The organism is Leptotrichia rugosa, from assembly GCF_041200005.1.
In the GTDB taxonomy this organism is placed as follows: Bacteria; Fusobacteriota; Fusobacteriia; order Fusobacteriales; family Leptotrichiaceae; genus Leptotrichia; species Leptotrichia rugosa.
In genome coordinates this window covers 2,029,451-2,049,002 of sequence record NZ_CP165644.1, presented here as the reverse complement: position 1 = coordinate 2,049,002, position 19,552 = coordinate 2,029,451, and the positions used below count along the sequence as shown (strand labels likewise).

At 28.8% G+C, this 19,552-nt stretch carries 19 protein-coding genes and 1 pseudogene; 16 read left to right on the top strand and 4 right to left on the bottom strand.

The features are described 5' to 3' along the window. Positions 1 to 63: 63 nt before the first annotated feature. Together gap and AB8B22_RS10525 are read left to right on the top strand one after the other, a co-directional pair. Positions 64 to 1,077 (top strand): type I glyceraldehyde-3-phosphate dehydrogenase, encoded by a 1,014-nt coding sequence (gene gap / locus AB8B22_RS10530; protein ID WP_314080723.1) that lies wholly within the window; start codon positions 64 to 66, stop codon positions 1,075 to 1,077. A gap of 137 nt (positions 1,078 to 1,214) precedes the next feature. Further along, complete coding sequence (locus tag AB8B22_RS10525; protein ID WP_369711054.1) at positions 1,215 to 2,261, top strand: FUSC family protein; 1,047 nt, start codon at positions 1,215 to 1,217, stop codon at positions 2,259 to 2,261. A 225-nt stretch (positions 2,262 to 2,486) separates the two neighbouring features. Here the strand turns inward: AB8B22_RS10525 and AB8B22_RS10520 are convergent, their stop codons facing one another. Together AB8B22_RS10520 and AB8B22_RS10515 are read right to left on the bottom strand one after the other, a co-directional pair. After that, positions 2,487 to 2,729: an RNA-binding S4 domain-containing protein gene (locus AB8B22_RS10520; RefSeq protein ID WP_094079484.1), complete on the bottom strand. Its 243-nt coding sequence runs from the start codon at positions 2,727 to 2,729 to the stop codon at positions 2,487 to 2,489. Between the two features lies 1 nt (position 2,730). Beyond that, on the bottom strand, positions 2,731 to 3,738 hold the full coding sequence (locus tag AB8B22_RS10515; RefSeq protein ID WP_369711053.1) for a phosphate/phosphite/phosphonate ABC transporter substrate-binding protein: 1,008 nt from the start codon (positions 3,736 to 3,738) through the stop codon (positions 2,731 to 2,733). 270 nt (positions 3,739 to 4,008) lie between these two features. Between AB8B22_RS10515 and AB8B22_RS10510 the strand changes: the two genes are divergently transcribed. The 8 genes from AB8B22_RS10510 (at position 4,009) to AB8B22_RS10475 (ending at position 10,982) form a co-directional block, all read left to right on the top strand. After that, entirely contained in the window at positions 4,009 to 4,662 is a 654-nt protein-coding gene (locus tag AB8B22_RS10510) for a lipoprotein (RefSeq protein ID WP_369711052.1), read from the top strand. An 8-nt stretch (positions 4,663 to 4,670) separates the two neighbouring features. Further along, positions 4,671 to 5,249, top strand: coding sequence for a DUF937 domain-containing protein (locus AB8B22_RS10505; protein WP_369711051.1), 579 nt, complete (start codon positions 4,671 to 4,673; stop codon positions 5,247 to 5,249). Between the two features lie 214 nt (positions 5,250 to 5,463). After that, entirely contained in the window at positions 5,464 to 6,306 is an 843-nt protein-coding gene (locus AB8B22_RS10500; protein WP_369711050.1) for an META domain-containing protein, read from the top strand. A gap of 196 nt (positions 6,307 to 6,502) precedes the next feature. Next, a complete protein-coding gene (locus tag AB8B22_RS10495) occupies positions 6,503 to 7,504 on the top strand; it encodes a hypothetical protein (RefSeq protein WP_369711049.1) in 1,002 nt (333 codons plus the stop codon). 39 nt (positions 7,505 to 7,543) lie between these two features. Next, positions 7,544 to 7,660: a MarR family transcriptional regulator gene (locus AB8B22_RS10490; protein WP_080680096.1), complete on the top strand. Its 117-nt coding sequence runs from the start codon at positions 7,544 to 7,546 to the stop codon at positions 7,658 to 7,660. 424 nt (positions 7,661 to 8,084) lie between these two features. Further along, positions 8,085 to 9,332, top strand: a complete 1,248-nt coding sequence (locus AB8B22_RS10485) for an RNA-guided endonuclease InsQ/TnpB family protein (protein ID WP_369711048.1) — start codon at positions 8,085 to 8,087, stop codon at positions 9,330 to 9,332. A 91-nt stretch (positions 9,333 to 9,423) separates the two neighbouring features. Then, on the top strand, positions 9,424 to 9,780 hold the full coding sequence (locus AB8B22_RS10480) for a DUF2207 family protein (protein ID WP_369711047.1): 357 nt from the start codon (positions 9,424 to 9,426) through the stop codon (positions 9,778 to 9,780). A 236-nt stretch (positions 9,781 to 10,016) separates the two neighbouring features. Further along, positions 10,017 to 10,982 (top strand): transposase, encoded by a 966-nt coding sequence (locus AB8B22_RS10475; RefSeq protein WP_369711046.1) that lies wholly within the window; start codon positions 10,017 to 10,019, stop codon positions 10,980 to 10,982. Positions 10,983 to 11,160: 178 nt separating this feature from the next. Here the strand turns inward: AB8B22_RS10475 and AB8B22_RS10470 are convergent, their stop codons facing one another. Further along, a complete protein-coding gene (locus AB8B22_RS10470) occupies positions 11,161 to 12,375 on the bottom strand; it encodes an ATP-binding protein (protein WP_369711045.1) in 1,215 nt (404 codons plus the stop codon). A 231-nt stretch (positions 12,376 to 12,606) separates the two neighbouring features. After that, entirely contained in the window at positions 12,607 to 12,870 is a 264-nt protein-coding gene (locus tag AB8B22_RS10465; protein WP_146962156.1) for a SemiSWEET family transporter, read from the bottom strand. A gap of 203 nt (positions 12,871 to 13,073) precedes the next feature. Here AB8B22_RS10465 and AB8B22_RS10460 point away from each other — a divergent pair, with 203 nt between their 5' ends. From AB8B22_RS10460 to tnpA, 6 genes and pseudogenes are all read left to right on the top strand, one after another. Then, complete coding sequence (locus AB8B22_RS10460) at positions 13,074 to 15,005, top strand: ABC-F family ATP-binding cassette domain-containing protein (RefSeq protein WP_369711043.1); 1,932 nt, start codon at positions 13,074 to 13,076, stop codon at positions 15,003 to 15,005. Between the two features lie 84 nt (positions 15,006 to 15,089). Next, positions 15,090 to 15,998, top strand: a complete 909-nt coding sequence (locus tag AB8B22_RS10455; RefSeq protein WP_369711042.1) for a regulator — start codon at positions 15,090 to 15,092, stop codon at positions 15,996 to 15,998. Positions 15,999 to 16,021: 23 nt separating this feature from the next. Next, positions 16,022 to 16,678: pseudogene (fic, locus tag AB8B22_RS10450) on the top strand (protein adenylyltransferase Fic). A 14-nt stretch (positions 16,679 to 16,692) separates the two neighbouring features. Beyond that, the gene (locus tag AB8B22_RS10445) at positions 16,693 to 17,088 is read left to right on the top strand and encodes a zinc transporter 7-A (RefSeq protein ID WP_369711041.1); all 396 of its coding nucleotides are present in this window, start codon (positions 16,693 to 16,695) and stop codon (positions 17,086 to 17,088) included. A 161-nt stretch (positions 17,089 to 17,249) separates the two neighbouring features. Beyond that, on the top strand, positions 17,250 to 18,905 hold the full coding sequence (locus AB8B22_RS10440; RefSeq protein ID WP_369711040.1) for a sel1 repeat family protein: 1,656 nt from the start codon (positions 17,250 to 17,252) through the stop codon (positions 18,903 to 18,905). Between the two features lie 245 nt (positions 18,906 to 19,150). Beyond that, complete coding sequence (gene tnpA / locus AB8B22_RS10435) at positions 19,151 to 19,549, top strand: IS200/IS605 family transposase (protein ID WP_369711039.1); 399 nt, start codon at positions 19,151 to 19,153, stop codon at positions 19,547 to 19,549. The last annotated feature ends 3 nt before the right edge of the window (positions 19,550 to 19,552 follow it).

The window sequence follows — 19,552 nt, the reverse complement described above, 5'->3', positions numbered from 1 at the left end:
ACTCAAAGTGTAATAAATATATTAAACTTTTAATATATAAAATTTTTAGGAGGTATTATTAAAATGGCAGTTAAAGTAGCAATTAATGGATTTGGAAGAATCGGGAGATTAGCATTAAGATTAATGTCTGAACAAACAGATAAATTTGAAGTTGTAGCAATTAATGACTTAACAGATTCTAAAATGTTAGCTCACTTATTCAAATACGATTCATCTCAAGGAAGATTCAACGGAACTATCGAAGTTGAAGAAGGAGCTTTCGTAGTAAATGGAAATGAAATTAAAGTTTTCGCAGAAGCTGATCCTGAAAAATTACCTTGGGGTAAATTAGGAGTAGACGTAGTATTAGAAGCAACAGGTTTCTTTGCAACTAAAGAAAAAGCTGAAAAACACGTAAAAGCAGGAGCTAAAAAAGTAGTTATTACTGCACCTGGTGGAAACGATGTTAAAACTGTAGTTTACAACGTAAACCATGAAATCTTGGATGGTTCAGAAACAGTTATTTCAGGAGCTTCTTGTACAACTAACTGTTTAGCACCAATGGCTAAAGCATTAAATGATAAATTTGGAATCGTAACTGGAACAATGACAACTATCCACGCTTACACAGGAGACCAAAATACATTAGATGCACCACACAGAAAAGGTGATTTAAGAAGAGCAAGAGCTGCTGCGGTAAATATCGTACCTAACTCAACAGGAGCTGCAAAAGCAATTGGATTAGTAGTACCTGAATTAAATGGAAAATTAGATGGAGCTGCTCAAAGAGTACCTGTTCCAACTGGTTCATTAACTGAATTAGTATCTATCTTAAACAAAAAAGTAACTGTTGACGAAGTAAATGCAGCTATGAAAGAAGCATCTACTGAATCATTCGGATACACTGAAGAACCATTAGTATCTTCTGACATCGTTGGAATCCACTTTGGATCATTATTTGATGCAACTCAAACTAAAATTGTTCAAAATGGAGATGTTCAATTAGTTAAAACAGTATCTTGGTATGACAATGAAATGTCTTACACTTCTCAATTAATCAGAACATTAGGATATTTTGCAAGTAAAATTTCTAAATAATTAATTGCTTTTAAAATTTTTTAAAGGTCAAGTTGAAACAAAAGTTAAAAAGTTAAATCGGCTAATTTTAGTCGATTTTTCTTTTTTTCTTTGTTAAATTCATTTTTTGATAAAAATTTTAAAATAAAGGAGGTATTATGAAAAAGTACATTAAAGATTTTTTTAAAATAAGAAGAATCGATGCAACAATGGATTTACCAATACTTTGTAGCTTATGTATGGCAATTCCGATATTTACCGGATATTTTACAAATAATTTTAGAAATGCGATGATTTCAGCGTTAGCGGGAATTATAGTTGTTTATTTTCCACTTTTTGGGAGCTTAAAAGAAAAAATGTCTGCTCTTTTGGGGTGTTCATTTGGATTTATATTTTCATATTCGACAGGACTTATCTTTAGTTTTAATAAAATTATAATCGTTTTTATTTTGGGATTTGTTTCTTTTATCATACATTATGTAGTTTTACATTTTGAGTTAAAGCCACCTAGAAGTTTTTTCTTTATTATGGTTTGTGCAACTGCAAGTTCCCTTCCACACTTACCAATTTCAAAAATAGCGGAAAATGTCGGTTATTTAACATTTGGAACACTTTCTACTTGTGTCATAGCTTTTGTTTATAGCTTGTTTTTTCAAAACAAAATAAAAAATAAAAAATTAAATTTAGTAAAACTTGAAAAGAAAATTAATTTGGGAGATGAAAAAAATAAAAAAATTGAAAGTCTTATAGTTGGAATTTTTATGAGTTTTTCTCTTGCAATAGGATTTTTGTTAAAAATCAAAAATCCTTATTGGATTTGTGTAGCTTGTATTGCAATCATGCAAGGGACATCTAAAATTCATGTGTTTAAACGAAGTATTCAAAGAATGTGTGGAACAATTTTGGGAGTTGGATTTTGTTATTTAATACTTATCGTTTCCCAAAATGATATATTTTATATATGTGTTTCAATAGTTGTTTTGCAGTTTATTGTGGAATATTTAGTGCCGAGAAATTATGGAATAGCTGTAATTTTTATAACACCACTTACAATTTTACTGTCAGAAGCTGGAAGCCTTACATTAAATAATCATTTTTTATTTATTTTCAGTCGTTTTGAAAATACCATAATTGGAAGTATATTAGGTTTGATAGGTGGATTTTTAATATTTTCCGAAGGGAAAAAAACATTTTATAAAAAATAGCCGATTTTATTTCGGCTATTTGTGATTAGTGAACTACTCCCGCTTTTAGAAGCGGGAGCTTCTTGGGAAGTATCTGCTTCTGTTAGCCAAATATATTTACCAAGCTCTTCGGGCAGTCCCTGCCCTGATGTACGAGTATTATACCATATAATAATTATTATTTCAAGTTATGTTCTGCAATTCATCTCCCTCTTGTAGAAGAGGGAGACTTCTTGCTAGATATTGTTAAATAATTTGTATATAATTGTCTATAAGTTCTTTTTTTAAGCTTTCTGGTGGCAAATCTAAAACTTTTACTTTTATATTTTTGCTAAAATATTTTATTTCAAAAATATCATTTTTTTTCACTTCATAAGAAGATTTTTTTTGCTCTCCATTTACAGTGATATTGCCGTTGTCAGCCAATTCTTTTGCAACGGTTCTTCTTTTAATAATTCTTGTCACTTTTAAAAATTTGTCTAATCTCATTTTATTTGATACCTTTCATACTTTCATACCATGCGGTATTTGTTTCGATAAATCCAATATTTGGATTTTCTCTTAAAAATAATCCTCTAATTTTTGAATTTTTTGTTGTTTCTTTTGGACTGAAAATATATGGATTGTCTGTAACTTCTTTAGACATCAAAGCCTTTTTGATTTTTTCCTGATCTTCCTTTGACAAAGTTTTTGTGTTAAACACAATAGGCCCGTTGTAGACAGGAATTGAACGGATTACAGTGAAACTTTTTCCGGCATATTGTCCAAATGGTGCAACAGCTCCTTTCTTAACCGTGTAAGTAGCACCAGATCTAAAGTCAGTTCCAGAAGTTAATTCATAAGTTGTAAATGATTTTGGAATGGCAAATGTCGCCACATCAACATCTCCTTTAAATAATAACGCTTGTGTTCCAGGGTGAGAAGCACCAAAAACAACTTTTGAAAACACTTTATTTGGTTCAATCAATTCATCTGTATTTTTTATTCCAAATTCATCAGCTATAATCTTTCCAGGAATTTTAAATCCTGAAGTTGAGCTGTTTGTAACAAATCCGATTGTTTTTCCTTTAAGCTTTTTTAAGTCAAAGTTATTTCCAGTTTTATATTTAGCGGCATCTTCACTACGAACAGCGATAAAGCTGTAATATAGTGAATCTTTTAGAGTTCCGCTTTCTCCAGCATTTGTAAGCACAGCTTCAATATCTTTTGAACGTTCTCTTGCTTTTAAATAGGCTTCGGCACCGATATAAGTAATTTGTGCTTGCCCAGATACAATATTCTCGACTGTGATATTGTAGTCAGTAGTTGTTATAATTTCTACTTTTTTTCCTGTAGCTTTTTGGATTATGTTGGCAAATTCATCTCTTGATTTTTTTAATGATTCATTTGCTTCGTTTGGCAAAAAGACAATTTTTATCGTGTCATTCTTTTTGGAACAGCTTATCATAAAAAATAGTGTCATTACCAAAGTCAAAAGTTTCAAAATGTTTTTTTTCATAAAAACCTCCTAAGTATCAAGTATTTAAATTAACATATTATAACACTTGTTATTTTTATAGTCAATACGGATTTTTTTATTTGAAAATTTATTTATATAATTTTTTTATAAAAAAATTATTAAAAAAAATAATATTTTATAGTCAAAAAAAGTATAGAAAAAAAATTTTTTTTGTTGTATAATGTAAAAAAGTAGTTTTTTTAAATAATTTAATTGATTAAATTTTAATTTTGAAAGGTATGATTTAATCAAGATTTTGGAGTTTTAGAAATGAAAAAAATTTTTGAAGTCATCATTTTATCGGGGCTGTTTCTAGCTGGCTGTGCAAAAAGTGGGAAAGATGAAAGTGATAAAAAAAATAAAGAAAGAGAAAATATAGAAAATATTATCAAAAAAGAGAATATTTTTTCAAATAATTCGATTGAAGCGGTACTTAAAATATTTTCTGAAAAATCTGAAAAAAATAGAATAGGAATTAATAAATTTGAAAAATTAATTTTTGAAAACAGAAATTATTATTATGCTAAAATAAATTCTAAAGAAAATTCAATTTATGCATTAGATTATAGCGGAATAAATGTAACAGGAATATTTTTAAAAGTAAATAAAGTGGACAGTGCAAATTTGGGAGTAATTGAAAATTTGGTGGCAAATTTAATTCAGGTGTCTGACAGTAAATTAAAAGATTCTGAAGCAAGAGCTATTTACGCAGAAATTTTATCAAAATTAAAAGATAACGAATTTTCCAGTTCACTTACATATACAAATGGGATAACTTACGGATTACAAATAAACAGTGCAACGGGAGAATTTATATTTTATGCAAAAGAAGCTGATACACAAAACGCACAGAAAGATTTTCAAAACATCACCATCGACGAAAAATCATTCCAGACAAAAGTAGCAAAAAACAAAATCAATTAGGAGGGAAAATGAATTTAGAAGCATTATTGGGACTTTTACAAGGACAGGATTTAGAGAAATTAGCTCAGCAAGTTGGCGGGAACAGCAAAGAAGTGAGAAATGGAGTAGCAGCAGCTCTACCTGCAATTTTAGCGGCAGTTAATAAAAATGCAAATAATAGTGAAAAAGCACAGGGATTGAATAAAGCGTTGGAACAGCACGATGGAGCAGTATTGAATAATCTTGGGGGCTATTTGCAAAATCCTGATTTAAAAGATGGAGCAGGAATTTTGAACCATTTATTTGGTGGAAATACACAGAATGTGGCAAATGCTGTTTCCCAATCAAGCGGTTTAGATACACAAGGCAGTATAAAAATTCTAGAAACTTTAGCACCACTAGTTTTAGGAGTATTGGGGCAGCAAAAAAAGGAAAATAATCTAGATGCGCAAGGAATTAGTGATTTAACTTCAAAACTTTCATCAAATTTGGAAGGAGCGAGTGGAATTATGGGTATGATTACAAATTTTTTGGATTCAAATAAAGATGGGAATGTGATGGATGATTTAACTGGAATGATTGGTAAATTTTTGGGTGGAAATAAATAACCTAAAAAAATAAAAAAGTTTAAAATTTGAACTACATATTTTTCATATTAATTATTTTTTAAATTTATTTCGTTCAAATGTTAATTCAATGTTGACATTTCACTCTTAATGTGGTACGCTTATATTGAATGAAGGTAACAGTAATTCAATTCATATTGAGTAAAGTTAATCAAAATATTTTTATTTTAAAAATTTTAGAAAGAAGGTTTTTATTATGAAAAGGAAAATTTTGTTGATTTTGGCTGTAATTTTTGCGTTTAACTACACAACTTTTTCAGCAGTAACACAGAAAACTCAGGGTAATTTGGAACAAAGTACAGTAAATACAGATACAGATTATTTGAGAGGCACTTCGTGGCAGTTGACTAGTATCAAAGAAAGTAAATTTAGAACTGCAATAACTGATGGAGTAAGTAAAATTAAAATTAATTTTACGGAAGATGGTTTTAACGGGACTTCAGGAGTTAATAATTTTTTTGGAACTTATGCTTTAAGCCAGAACGGTGGTATTCTTATGTCTGATGCAGGTATAACTGAAATGGCAGGTTCTAGAAAAATGATGAAGTTGGAAAGTAAATTTATGAAAATTTTACAAAATGTGGAAAAAGTTAGATACAATAAAAATACTCTAGTTTTAGAAACAGAGAAAGGTGAAACTCTAACTTTTAAAAATGTAACTTACAATAATTCTAACAATTCGTCAAAAGGTAATATTGAAAAAGCAATTTCATCGACTCAATGGAAAGTTACAAATATTTCTGGGAAAAAAGTAAACTTAAAAGGTAAAGGAATTACAGTAAATTTTGATGGAGGAAGAATTAGTGGAAACTCTGGAGTAAATTCATATTCTGGAAATTATGAAATAAAAAATAATAACATTCGTATCGTTTCTGAATTAATGCTTACAGCAATGTTAGGTCCAAATGATGCAATGGCAATAGAAGAAGAATTTATAAATATATTAAAAGATGTAAAATATACAAGATTAGTTGATAACAACACTATGATTTTGTCAACAGAAACAGGCGCTACAATAACAATGAAAAAAGTGAAATAAAATATAAAAATTATAATTATGACTATGTACTAATTTAAACTAATATTTTTTATTAATAAAAACAGTTTAGATTAGTGCATTTTTATTTTTTTGAAGAGTTAAAAAGAGTTATTTTTAGAATCTTTATTCTATCGTTTTAAAAAACAATATAATAAATATTATTTGATAATTTTACGGTTATTACTTGGAGGTTTTTATGAGAGAAATAGCAATTTTCTATATAATTGCAATTATAATTTTACTGATTTATTGTATTTGGACAGTAAAATTTTGGGGCAAAAATTTTTTCAAAAAAGATGTCATTCCAAAATTGAAAGTTCCGAAAAGTATTTCTGCAATGGGAGTAGGAATTTTGAATAATTCTAGGACGGAGAAAAATTTTCATATTGGGATATTTTCTTTGGTTGAGAAAAATTTTATAACTGCAAAAAGAGAAAAGCTTTTTGAAAATATGGATTTTCAATCAGATATTTTGTATAAAAAAAATTTGGAAAAATCCAAAAGTAATTATTATAGACAAGATGAGCTTTTTGCAGAAGAGAGATGGGTTTTAGATAGCTTGTCGGATTCTGAAAATGGGATTTTAACTGATTATCAAGGTTTTTGGAATAGAGAGAAATTGCCGAAAATGGATGAAAAAAATATTGATAGAAGAAAAGAGATTTTTAGAGAAGTCTTGCAAGTGCTAATAATTTTTTTAGTAGCTTTTTTGATAAATGTAATTTTAAAGGGTTCTTCGGATTCTTCGTCGGATAATTCGAGTAACGGTTCTTCGAGTAGGTCATATAATCAAAAATCTTTAGATCCTTTTTTTGAAAAAATGTTTGAGATTTATAAAAGGACGAAGAAAAAGTTTTTAGGTTCATTTTGGTCGCCTGAAAAATTGGAAGAATTTATAATTTACAAGAAAAATTCAGGATTTTATATTTTTTATTTTGGAGTTATTTTAGCTTCAATTATAATGACAAGTAAAGATGTAAAATTTGGAAGTGGAGAAGGGAATTTTGGACTTATAGTTTTAGCTGCAATAATTGTTTTTTTCTTGGAAAGTCTTTGGCTAAGAATATTATTTTTACCGATATTTTCTAAGTATATCCCGAAAATAGCAAAAATTTTTATTGCATTGGCATTTTTATTTTCATTGTATAGTTTTATGTTACCAAATATTGCATTCATATTTGGACTAAGATTTTATTAAATAGTGCAAGAACACTCGCGACTTTAGTCGTGAGATGAATTGCACGAAAATTTTAGTAAGCATATAGGGAAACTTGTATGTAGACACGGAGCAAAACCGTGCAACAAAGAAACTGAATTGCTGGGAACTCTTAAAGCTAGTATAACCACAACATAATACTTAAGTGAGAAAATGGTATAAGTGTGAAGGTAGCGAAAGCAGAAAAAATATACTAGATGATGCAAGGTTAAATCCTAAACATTATGATAATAGACAATCAGCAGCTAAGCCTGAAAAGGAAAGTTCAACGACTATCCCTCGTGAGGAGAGTACAATACAAGCGGTTGGTATTGGAAGTGGTTTCGCCTAAGGTGTTGAGATACACTATGGATAAGATATAGTCTGTGCTTGTTAGAGATAACAAGAAGTTCATAAGAGAACTGCATAAGTAGTAGCGTACTTATGTGAACAACACTTCCCACTGTTGTGGGGTTTTAAAAACTTTAAAAATATTTAAAAATAAATAAAAAATACTACTTTTTTGACAGATAAAATGTAGAATGCATGGTATAATATCTCTGATGAAAAGGAGGTGATATCTATGTATTTAACTTTAAAACAACAGGTAAAACATCTTAGCAAAAAGGAGTTTAGGAATTTAAAATATTTATCTCATATAGCCAAGAACTTAACTAATGAAGCTATATATAATATTAGACAGTATTATTTTAAAAACAAAAAGTATTTAAGTTATAATGAAAACTATAAAATGCTTAAAAATAGTGAGAACTATAAGAAGTTAAATTCTAATATGGCTCAACAAATTCTAAAAGAAGTAGACGGAAGTTTTAAATCATTTTTTGGACTTTTAAAACTTGCTAAGAATGGTCAATATAATTTTAAAGATATAAAATTACCTAAATATCTTGCTAAAGATGGATTTACAACTCTTGTTATAGGTTTTGTTAGATTAAAAGACGATATTCTGATAGTTCCTTATTCAAATTCGTTTAAGAAAACTCATCAGGAAGTTAAAATTAAGCTGCCACCAGTATTGAAAGGCAAGAAGATAAAAGAGATTAGAATAATACCAAAACAACATTCTAGGTACTTTGAAATTCAGTATACTTATGAGGTAAAAGAAGTTCAAAGGGAATTAAATGAAAACAATGCACTAGGAATTGATTTAGGTATAGATAATCTTTGTACTTGTGTTAGTAATAATGGAGCATCATTCATAATAGACGGCAGAAAATTAAAATCTATTAATCAATACTATAATAAGATAAATGCAAAATTACAAAGCATAAAAGATAAGCAAAAGATAGAGCATATAACATTGAGGCAAAAGAGAATAGCTAGAAAGAGAAATAATCGTATAGAAGATTATCTTTCAAAAACAGCAAGAATAATTATAAATTATTGTCTTAATAATGATATAGGAAAAATAGTTCTAGGATATAATGAAAATTTTCAAAGAAATTCAAATATAGGAAATATAAATAATCAAAACTTTGTAAACATACCATATGGAAAATTAAGAGATAAATTAATATATCTATGTAAACTATATGGAATAGAATTTAAGCTACAAGAAGAGAGTTATACATCAAAAGCAAGTTTCTTTGATGGAGATGAAATTCCAATATATGATAAAGAAAATCAAAAAGAATATATATTCAGTGGAAAAAGGATAAAAAGAGGACTATATCAAACAAGCACAGGAAAACTCATAAATGCAGATTGTAATGGAGCATTAAATATTTTAAGAAAAAGTAAAGTTGTGGACTTAAGCGTCCTATACAATAGAGGTGAGCTGAACACACCTAAAAGAATAAGGGTAGTGTAAAGCTATCAAACTTCTTAGAAAATTTTTAAATATTTTTAAAGATTTTAGAACCCTGCGACTTTAGTCGTGGGAGGTTCAGATTTTAATTCCATTGACATTTGTAATTCTATTTTTCATTTACAAAAAGTTAATCGTGCGGTATACTGAAAATGGACTTTTGGCTATGAATGAAATTGAATCATTCAGAAAATACATTTTAAATTTTGAAAAATTGGAAGTTCCCACTTTTTCAAGTGAAAATGAATTAATCGAAAATTTTCAGCAAATATATATTTACGCTTTTGCTTTGGGAATTGAAAAAAGATTTTTGAATTTTTTGGATGTTACTTTGGAGAAAAATAATTTTGCTGGGAGAAAAGAATTTATTTACGAAAAACTTTTGATTTCGACTGTTTTTTGTGATAAAAAATTGTTGGGGGAATTGAAACTTAATGTTATGGGAAGATGATTTTTAGTAAAAAATTATTCTTTTTAACAATATTTAGCAAGAAGTCTCCTTCTTCTATAAGTGGGAGATGAATTGCAGAATATAGCTTGAAATAACAGCTCTTATATGGTATACTATTCATAGTCAGGGCAGGGACTGTCCGAAGAGCTTGGTAAATATATTTGGCTAGCAAAAGCAGATAATTCCCAAGAAGCTCCCGCTTCTAAAAGCGGGAGTAGTTCACGGGAGGAAATTTTATGAAAAAATTTTTAGAAAAAATTGGAAAAGATGAGTTGCTTGAATATTTTCGTTCATCTAAAGGACGATTTGCTGTTGGAAATTTTGTTGGAATTAATGGACAATTTGCTATTTTTACTTCAATTAGTAAATATGGGAAAAATGGCGGATTTAGACTTATAAAAATAGATGACTTAAAAAGAATTGCAAAAAATACAGAATATTTAGCGTCAATGAAAGAAAAAATAAAAGAAAGAAATTCTGAGAATAGAAGAATTGTTGAACTTGAAAAAAATAAATTTTTTAAAGAATTATTTAGATATCTTAAAAAGAATAAAATAAAATTGAAAATATTTTTTGAAGATGATTACCAAAAAGAAGGATATTTATTGAAAGAAACAAAAGAATTTTTACATTTTCAGTGGTGTGACGAGGAAGGAAATTCTGAAGAAGTTATTAGAAAAAGTGAAGCGAAGAGAATTGAGATAGGAGAAAATATTATTAAAGACATAATTATTAAAGGTGAAAAAGTTAAGAGAAATAAAATTATAGTAGCTGAAGATGATATTCAAGGAGATATTTTTTTTCAAGATGAAGATTATTCATTGATTTATGAAAATAATTTGTTTTGGGAAGATTCAAATTTTGTGATAGTGAGAACAACTGATATTTGGGAAATTACAGAAAAAGTTTATAAAATAGAAACAGAAAGCGTTTCTCCAAATGATATTTTTTCTGATATTTCAAATATGGAGATAAAAGAAATTTTGAAAAGATGTTATGAAAATAAGATATTGATAGATTTTGAATATGAACAGTCATATTATGAAAAATACGGAATAATTGAAAAACTTGAAGATGATAAATTGATTTTAAAAGAAATAAGTAAAATAAGTGGAATTTTTATTTCTAAATCAGAAATATTGATTAAAGATATTTCGTTTTTATTTGTGAGAAATTGTAGAGTTTTGAGAGTAGTAGGGTAAAACTATGGCTTTGTTTGTTATAGAAAAAAGAGAACTGATTTGATTGGTTCTCTTTTATTTTTATCTATTTATTATGAAAATTTTTGGATAAAATTTTTTATATTCATGATGTCATTGTATTATAAAAGTCAGTAAAATAAAATATTTTAAAATAAAAATTTTTACTATAATTCCAAAATCATAAATCCATCAAAAAATCTATAATCTTTTTCCGTTGAATTCCATTTATATTATATTCATCTAAATTATCCATAGAAAGAACATATTTTGGATAGTTGTCTTCAATGTTTTTTAATGGAGAAAATTCTCTCTCAATGGTATTTTCTGAGGCTAAAAGATAAGTTACTTGAATATATAATTTTTTATCTTCTTTTTGTGCGATGAAATCAATTTCTTTTGTTTTTAATTTTCCGATATTTACATTGTATTTTCTTCTTAATAATTCTAAATAGATGATGTTTTCAAGATGACCAGCGATGTCGTTTGCTTTGTAGCCTAATTGAGAATGTTTTAAACCTAAGTCAAGAAGATAAAATTTTTCTTGTGTTTCTAAAATGGATTTTCCTTTTATGTCGTATCTTTGAACTTTTGAAATAATACACGCATTTTCAAGTGCTTTTAAATAATTATAAACAGTTTCAACACTTAATTTTCTACCCTGGTTTTTCAAAAAATCTGAAATTTTTTTGGCAGAAAAAATGTTTCCAATATTGTCAAAAATATATATAATTATTCGTTCTAAAAGTTCAATATCCCTTATACTATTTCTTGCAACAACATCTTTTAGCAAGACAGAATTATAAATATCAGTCAAATACTGATAAATTGAAGTTTTATCTTGATTGAAATTGTGGATGGCAGGTAAACCTCCAAATTGCAAATATTTTTCAAAATATTCTTCATTGCTGTAAATTTTTTCTGGATTTTGAATTTTGGAAAAATCTATAAATTCTTTAAAAGATAAAGGAAAAACCTTTATTTCAACATATCTTCCTGCAATGTAGGTAGCCAGCTCCGAAGACAATAAATTAGCATTTGAACCAGTGATATAAATATCGCAATCTAAGTCAACCAGCAATGAATTTATCACTTTTTCCCAAGAAGCAACTTCTTGAATCTCATCGAGTAAAATATAAATTTTACCAGTTAAATTTTTTGATTTTTCAATAATATAGCTGTATAATTTTTGAAAATTTGCAAATTCGGCGAACATTAAAGACTCAAAATTAATAAAAATAATATTCTCTTTATTAATTCCCTTTTCTTCAAGTTCTTTAGATATTAATTTTAAAATCATAGATTTCCCACTTCTACGCATACCAGTAATAACTTTTATTATCGGCTTATCCATAAATTTTTTAATTTCTTTTAAATATTGCTCTCTTTTTATCATTTTATCACCACCTATATTAATATATACAAGAAATTATATCCTAAATTAAAAAGTTTTTCAACTTATACTAGAAAAACTTTTCGAAATAACATATTTTTTGCTTATATACTAGAAAAAATAAATAAAAATTTCTGATAAAATAAAAAAAGAGGCATAAAACCTCTTTTTGTTTTTAAATAAAAGTATAATAAAAATATTTAATAGTAAATTTCATTTTTTATAAATAAAAATTTATAAAGCTGTAATAAAAGTTAAAAATCCTAATATCACTCCAGCTAAATTTGGAACGATAAGAATAAAATCTTTTTTAGGTTCTTTAGTCCATCCGTAAATAACCCAAATTAGACAAGAAATCGAAGCCGTAAGAGGTTGCCAAGGCTGAGCTTTTTCTCCTCCTAAATTAGCAATAATTTGAGGAATATAGGTTATAAACACAAAAACTCCAATAAATGCTCCAATTGAACCAACAACCGTGTTAATTTTCTTTTTGTTCATAAAATTACCTCCTTTTTAAAAAGTACATATATAAATTATATCAAAGTTTAATATTATTGTCAAATTTAAAAGAAAAATTTCTTTAATGAGAAATTCCCAAACATTGTAAACAAATATCAAAAATGATATAATTTAACGAATAAAATTAAAATATAAGATATAAAAAAATAATTTGATAAAATAGAGAAAAGGAAGGGAATTTGATGAGTTTAGTGCAATTTAATAAGGTGTATAAGCAGTTTGCTGGGGAATATATATTGAAAGATATTAATTTTACGATTGAGGAGAGAGATAAGATTGGGCTTGTTGGAATGAATGGAGCTGGGAAGTCAACAATTATTCGGATGTTACTTGATAGAGAGCGGATTGACGGAGCAGAAGATAATTTGAATGAAATTGGGAATATTGTGAAAAGTCCTTCTATGAAAATTGGGTATTTGTCGCAAAATCATGAGTTTTCAGATGAGAAAAATACGATTTATGAAGAGATGATGTCAGTTTTTGCAGAAGAGAGGGAAATTTGGCACGAACTTCAGAAGGTTAATTTGCTTTTGGGAACGGCTGAAAATGATGAGCTGGAAAAATTGATTAATAAGTCTGCGGAGTTGTCGTCGCTTTATGAGGCGAAGGGCGGATATGATATTGAGTATAAGATAAAGCAGATTTTGACTGGGCTGGAGCTGACTGAGGAATATTACAATTTGGTTCTGAAAGATTTGAGTGGTGGAGAACAGACTAGGGTTTCACTTGCAAAATTGCTGCTATCTGAGCCAGATTTACTAATTTTAGATGAGCCGACAAACCATTTGGACTTGGTTTCAATTGAGTGGCTGGAAGATTATTTGAAACGGTATGCGAAGGCGTTTTTGCTTGTTTCACACGATAGAATTTTTTTGGATAATGTTTGTAACAAAATTTTTGAAATTGAGAATAAGAAATTGCATAAGTATGATGGAAATTTTTCTGCATTTATTATTCAAAAAGAGATGATTTTGAAAGGGGAAATGAAGCGTTACGAAAAAGAGCAGGAAAAAATTAAGAAAATGGAAGAATACATTGACAGATTCCGTGCTGGAATAAAGGCTAGACAGGCAAAAGGGCGACAAAAAATTCTAGATAGAATCGAGCGAATGGACGCTCCTATTTTTAATCCGCAAAGAATGAAATTAAAATTTGAAACAGACACGATTACTGGGGACAATGTTTTAAAAGTGAATGGAATTTCAAAAAGTTTTGATGGCAAAAAAGTGTTGAATAATGTGAGTTTTCAGCTATTTCGTGGGGAAAGAGTTGGAATTATTGGAAAAAATGGGATTGGAAAATCGACTTTGCTAAAAATTTTGGTAAATAAATTGAAGCAGGATTCGGGAACTGTCGAGTTTGGTTCTCGTGTAAAAATCGGCTATTATGACCAAAATCACATGGATTTGACTCCAGCAAACAATATTTTACAGGAAATTAATAATTCTCTGAATTTGACGGAAGAATATTTGCGAACACTTGCGGGAGCTTTCTTGTTTTCAGGCGACGATGTTTTAAAAAAAGTAGAAAAATTGAGCGGTGGAGAAAAAGTTAGAGTTTCATTCTTAAAATTGTATATGCAAAGGGCGAATTTCCTAATTTTAGATGAGCCGACAAACCATCTGGATATTTACTCAATTGAAGTTTTAGAAGACGCATTGGAAGATTTTGATGGAACGATGCTTGTTGTTTCTCACAACAGACACTTTTTAGACACAGTCTGCAACACAATTTACTGCCTTGACGAAAACGGACTTACAAAATTCAAAGGAAATTACGAAGACTACAAAGAAAGCCTAAAAACAGCAAAATCAGCTTCTCAAGGAACAGACCTCGAAACAAAGGAAGAGAAAAAACTTTCATATCAGGAGCAGAAGGAACAGTCAAGAAAAGTCGCAAAATTGAAGCGGGATATTGAAAAACTGGAAAAGGAAATGGAAAAAATCACGGAAACGAGAGAAAACTTGAACGCAGAATGCGAAAAGGCTGGAAAAGAAAACAATATGGAAAAACTGATGGAAGTGCAGGAAAAACTGGATAGGCTGGAAGAAGAAGAGATGGAGAAGATGGAAGAATGGGATTTGAAGAGTGAGGAATTGGAGAGTTTGGAGTAGGATTTAAATTCATTTGGAAAAATTTAAAAATAATAAAAAATAATGTTTAAATAAAAATACAAAAAACTTAGGAGGATAAAAATTATGAAAGATGAAAAAAGCTACGTAGAAACGGAAAGAATAAGAGAGCAATCAGAATTAGGGAGGAAAGAAGAAAAAATAGTAAACTGTGTGGATATTTCGGATAATCAGAAAGTATTTATAAAATTTAGTACAGTTACGTATAGAAATTTATTAAAATGGGTTATTATTGGTGGAATTTCTGGGATTTTGACGCCTTTTTTTCAAGCGGCGATGCTTGGTGTGATAGTTTCGGCATTTTTCTGTTTTTCGATATTAATGACGATATTGTTTAATGGGATAAGAACTGTGGAATTGAAGGAAAATACTTTTGTTACAAATGTTGAAAATGAAGATATAGATTATAAATCTTTGGAATATTTTATAATAACAACATATTCAGGGGATTTCCTAGCTTATAGAAATAATAAGAATTACTGGAGAACAATATCTGAAATAGCTTTTCCATCACAAACTATACAAAGCCTTCTAAAAAATCATCTGCTTGATAGAATCCCTGTTTCCAAAGAAATTATAAATTCAGGCGGGGAAGAAGTTTTTGGTGTACGTTCAGAAGAAGACATAAAAGCTGATTACCGTAAAAGAGATTTTCTTGGAAAGCGTAGAGATAGAGTTTATCGTGCTATGAGAGATAAAGTTGTGCCTCTTGACAGACTTCAAAATGAAGCTCGTAAAGTTTTTGAAAATCCAAATAATAAGTTGATAATAAAAAAAGAAGGATTAGTTGTGGATGGTGCAATTTATCCGTGGAATAGACTACAGCCAATAAAAGTTTCCAGAAATTTTGGAGGAATGTTAGAAATAAAAACAAGAGAAGATGAAATAATTTTTTCTGAAAGAGCAACAGCGGTAGTAAAACTTCCTTTATTTGAAGCATTATATAATTCAATGGTTTTTCAAAAATGCAAATAATTTTATGAAAGCAGGAAAAGCAAATGGTAAATAATAAATACATTTGGGAAAACGAAAGTGACAAAATTTTAAAAAGGCTAGTTTCTTAAGACGAAGAAGAATTTTTGAGCAAAAGACGGGCAAGAGAATTATTTGATAATAGAATATTGAAAAATATTCAAGTGGGAACTTTTGAAGGCTTGAAGGAAATAAATAGGTATTTGTTTCAGGAATGTTATGGAACTGCAGGAAAAATACGGAAACATGATATTCGGAAAGGCGATACTGTATTTTGTCGTGCGATGTATCTTGAAGATAATTTAAAGACGGTTTCTAAAATGCCTGAAAATAATTTTGAGGAAATAGTTGAAAAATATGTTGAGATGAATATAATGCATCCGTTTTATGAGGGAAATGGAAGAACGACTAGGATTTGGCTGGATCAGATGTTGATAAAAAGTCTTGGAATGTGTGTGAATTGGCAAAATATCAGTAAAAATAATTATTTATCGGCAATGAAAAGAAGTGTGATTAATGATTTGGAACTAAAGATGCTTTTGAAGGAGAATTTGACGAAAGATGTGGAAAGTAGAGATATGTTTATGAATGGGATTAATCAGTCTTATGAATATGAAAATATGGGGAAATATGATGTGAAAGAATTGGAAGTTTCAAATGAATTAGAAAAAATTAGCGAATAAAAAAGGAGATTAAAATGGAAAAATTAGTAAGAAGAGGTGGTGGCGGACATTCTCACGGTGGAGGGCATAGTCATTCACATGGAAGCAGTGGAAGTTATCATTATAGTGGGCATCACGGAGGAGAACATAGTAGCGGAGAACATTCGAGCGGTCATTCGGATGGAGAAGGAAATGGAAAATCTAAAAAGTCTGGTGATGATGAGCAAGAAAATTCGTCATCTTTTTGGAGAAGTCACGGATCTCATTCAGGAAGTTCAAGACGAAGAGATTGTGAAAGCATTGTTGACACTAAGGAAAGGCAGAATTGTATTGACAGCAATAATAATGCTGGTAATCTTGAGGTATTTTTTATTTTTTGTGCTGTCATAGTTTTTGTTTTTTTGAAAATAAAAGATTTTGGAAGAAAATAATAAAAAATAATGAGCGTTATATTGGATATATTTACATTGAATGATAAAAATAGCTTCTGAATTGATAATGTTTAAGATAATGGATAAAATCGTAAATATAACAGCGAGTGCAAGAGAAAAGAGAAATAATAAGTTGAGATGGCAGGAGTAGAAGATAAAATATGGAAATATTAATATCGGTATTAATCGTAGTTATTGGAATTGTAATTTTGATAATAATGAATTTTAGAAATCGCAAAAAAATGGATGAATTTGATGACTTTTCGAGAGAAATGCAGGAAAGGGAAAAAAGAAAAAGAAAAGTTCGTGAAATTGAAAAATATGAAGCTGAAGAAAGAGCGAGTTTTAGCGAAAGTGCTTATAATGAAAATAGGATTTCTTCGGAAAGTGTGCCTAAACAAAATGGAAAGACATCGAATGTAGATACATTTGGCGTGAAGATAGTTTCATTGGATGATATTGTTACAGAAGATTATGGAAAAGATTTTATAGAATATGACAAAAAGGAAAGCGAGGAATATCAAAAAAATATTAGAACAGCGAATATATTTATAATGTCAGGATTTTTTGGAGAAGCAAGAGATAGAATAGCTGAATCCTTGAAATTTAGCCAAAGAGCAAATTACGAGCTTGGAAAGTATTACTATTATTGCGAGAAAGATAACCAAAGTGCTGTAAACGCATTAAATTTGGCATACAATTCAGGAATAAAGGAGGCTATGTATTACATAGGGCTGATTGAAGAAGAATCGGGAAATTATGAAATTGCAAAAGGCTGGTATGTGGCAGGTGCGGAAAATGGCGAAATTAATTCAATAATTAGGCTAGGAAAAATTGCTGAAGAAAAGAAGGATTATGAAGAAGCAGAAAGTATTTATTTAAAAATTGCTGATACAAAAAACGCTGAATTAATATACAATCTTGTAAGAATTTACTTTAAGCAGAATAAAAGAGAAAAAATAATAGAATGGCAGGAAAAATTGTTAAATGAAAAGAAAATTATGGGATTGAATTCTAAAATAATCAAGAATATTGAATTTATGCTTGGAAATGAAAAAGACAGAAAATACGTGGAACTGATTAATCAGGGAAATGAACTTTTGGAAAAGAGAGATAAGGGAAATGCTCAAAAACTGTTTCTTGAAGCGGCACAATATAATGAAAGAGGATATTTGTCGCTTGCAAAATCATATTATGTTGCAGGCAATGGAGAAAAAGCCAAAGATATGTATGAAAAGGCTTATTCTTTAGGAGTGGAAGAGGCAGCTTATGAACTGGGGAAATATTTTGATACGATTGAAGAAAATGAGAAAGAAGCTGAAAAATGGTATAAAATTGGGCAGGAAATGGGAGATGTAAAATCTATTTATGAACTGGGGATACTTTATGAATGCAGTAAGGAATTTGGAAAAAGTGAAGAGGAAGCATACAAGCTATATGAAAAAGCTGCTAATATGAAATATGCTCCTGCAATTAGTGATATGATATATTACAATGATAGACAGGAAGACAGGAATAAGTCAAAGGACTGGGCATTTAAAGTATTAAATGAAACAGGATTGATTGAACTTGGGAGAGAAGCAATAAGAGATGCACAGGATTTTCTGGAAGAAATGGGAGAATATACGGGCGATAAAATTTCAGAAAAAAATTATGAAATTGAATACGATAACGATTTGATATATTTTATAGAAAAAAATTCTAAAGGCAGAAATATAAAGGAAGAAACTTACGAAAGAAAAAAATCAAATTTCTGGATAATATTTGGAATTATAATTTTTATATTGCGACTGATTATAAAATGTTCAGAGTATTAATTTATGAATAATAAAGTGGGAATTGTAGTCAATCCACTTAAAAATGAGAATAAAAATATGTAAAAAGAAACTTTCTGATTATGTTTTAAACTAAAATTACTATATTTTTTAACAAAAGATAGCAAGAAGTTCTCCGGCTTCTACAAGCGGGAGATGAATTGCTTTTTTTTGTAAAAAAAATTGAAAAAAGGATATATTTATGATATAATTTATTCAGTGAAATAATATAGAAGTAGGTAATAATAATGTCATATAATAGCAATTATCATTCAGTATTTGATATAAATTATCATATGATTTTTTGTATAAAATATCGAAGAGAAGTCATTAATGATGAAATTTCTAATAGATTGAAAGAGATTTTTGAAAAAATATGTCCGAAGTATAACATTGTTCTTAAAGAATGGGAACATGATGTTGATCATATTCATATTTTGATTAATGCTATGCCTAATACTGAACTTTCTAAATTTGTAAATACTTACAAAAGTGCTTCCAGCAGGTTGATAAAAAAAGAATTTCCTGAAATAAGGAGAAGATTGTGGAAAGAATATTTTTGGAGTAGAAGTTACTTAGTTGTAAGTGTTGGAGGTGCACCATTAGAGATAATTAAAAAATATATTCAAAATCAAAAGGAGGTGTAATTT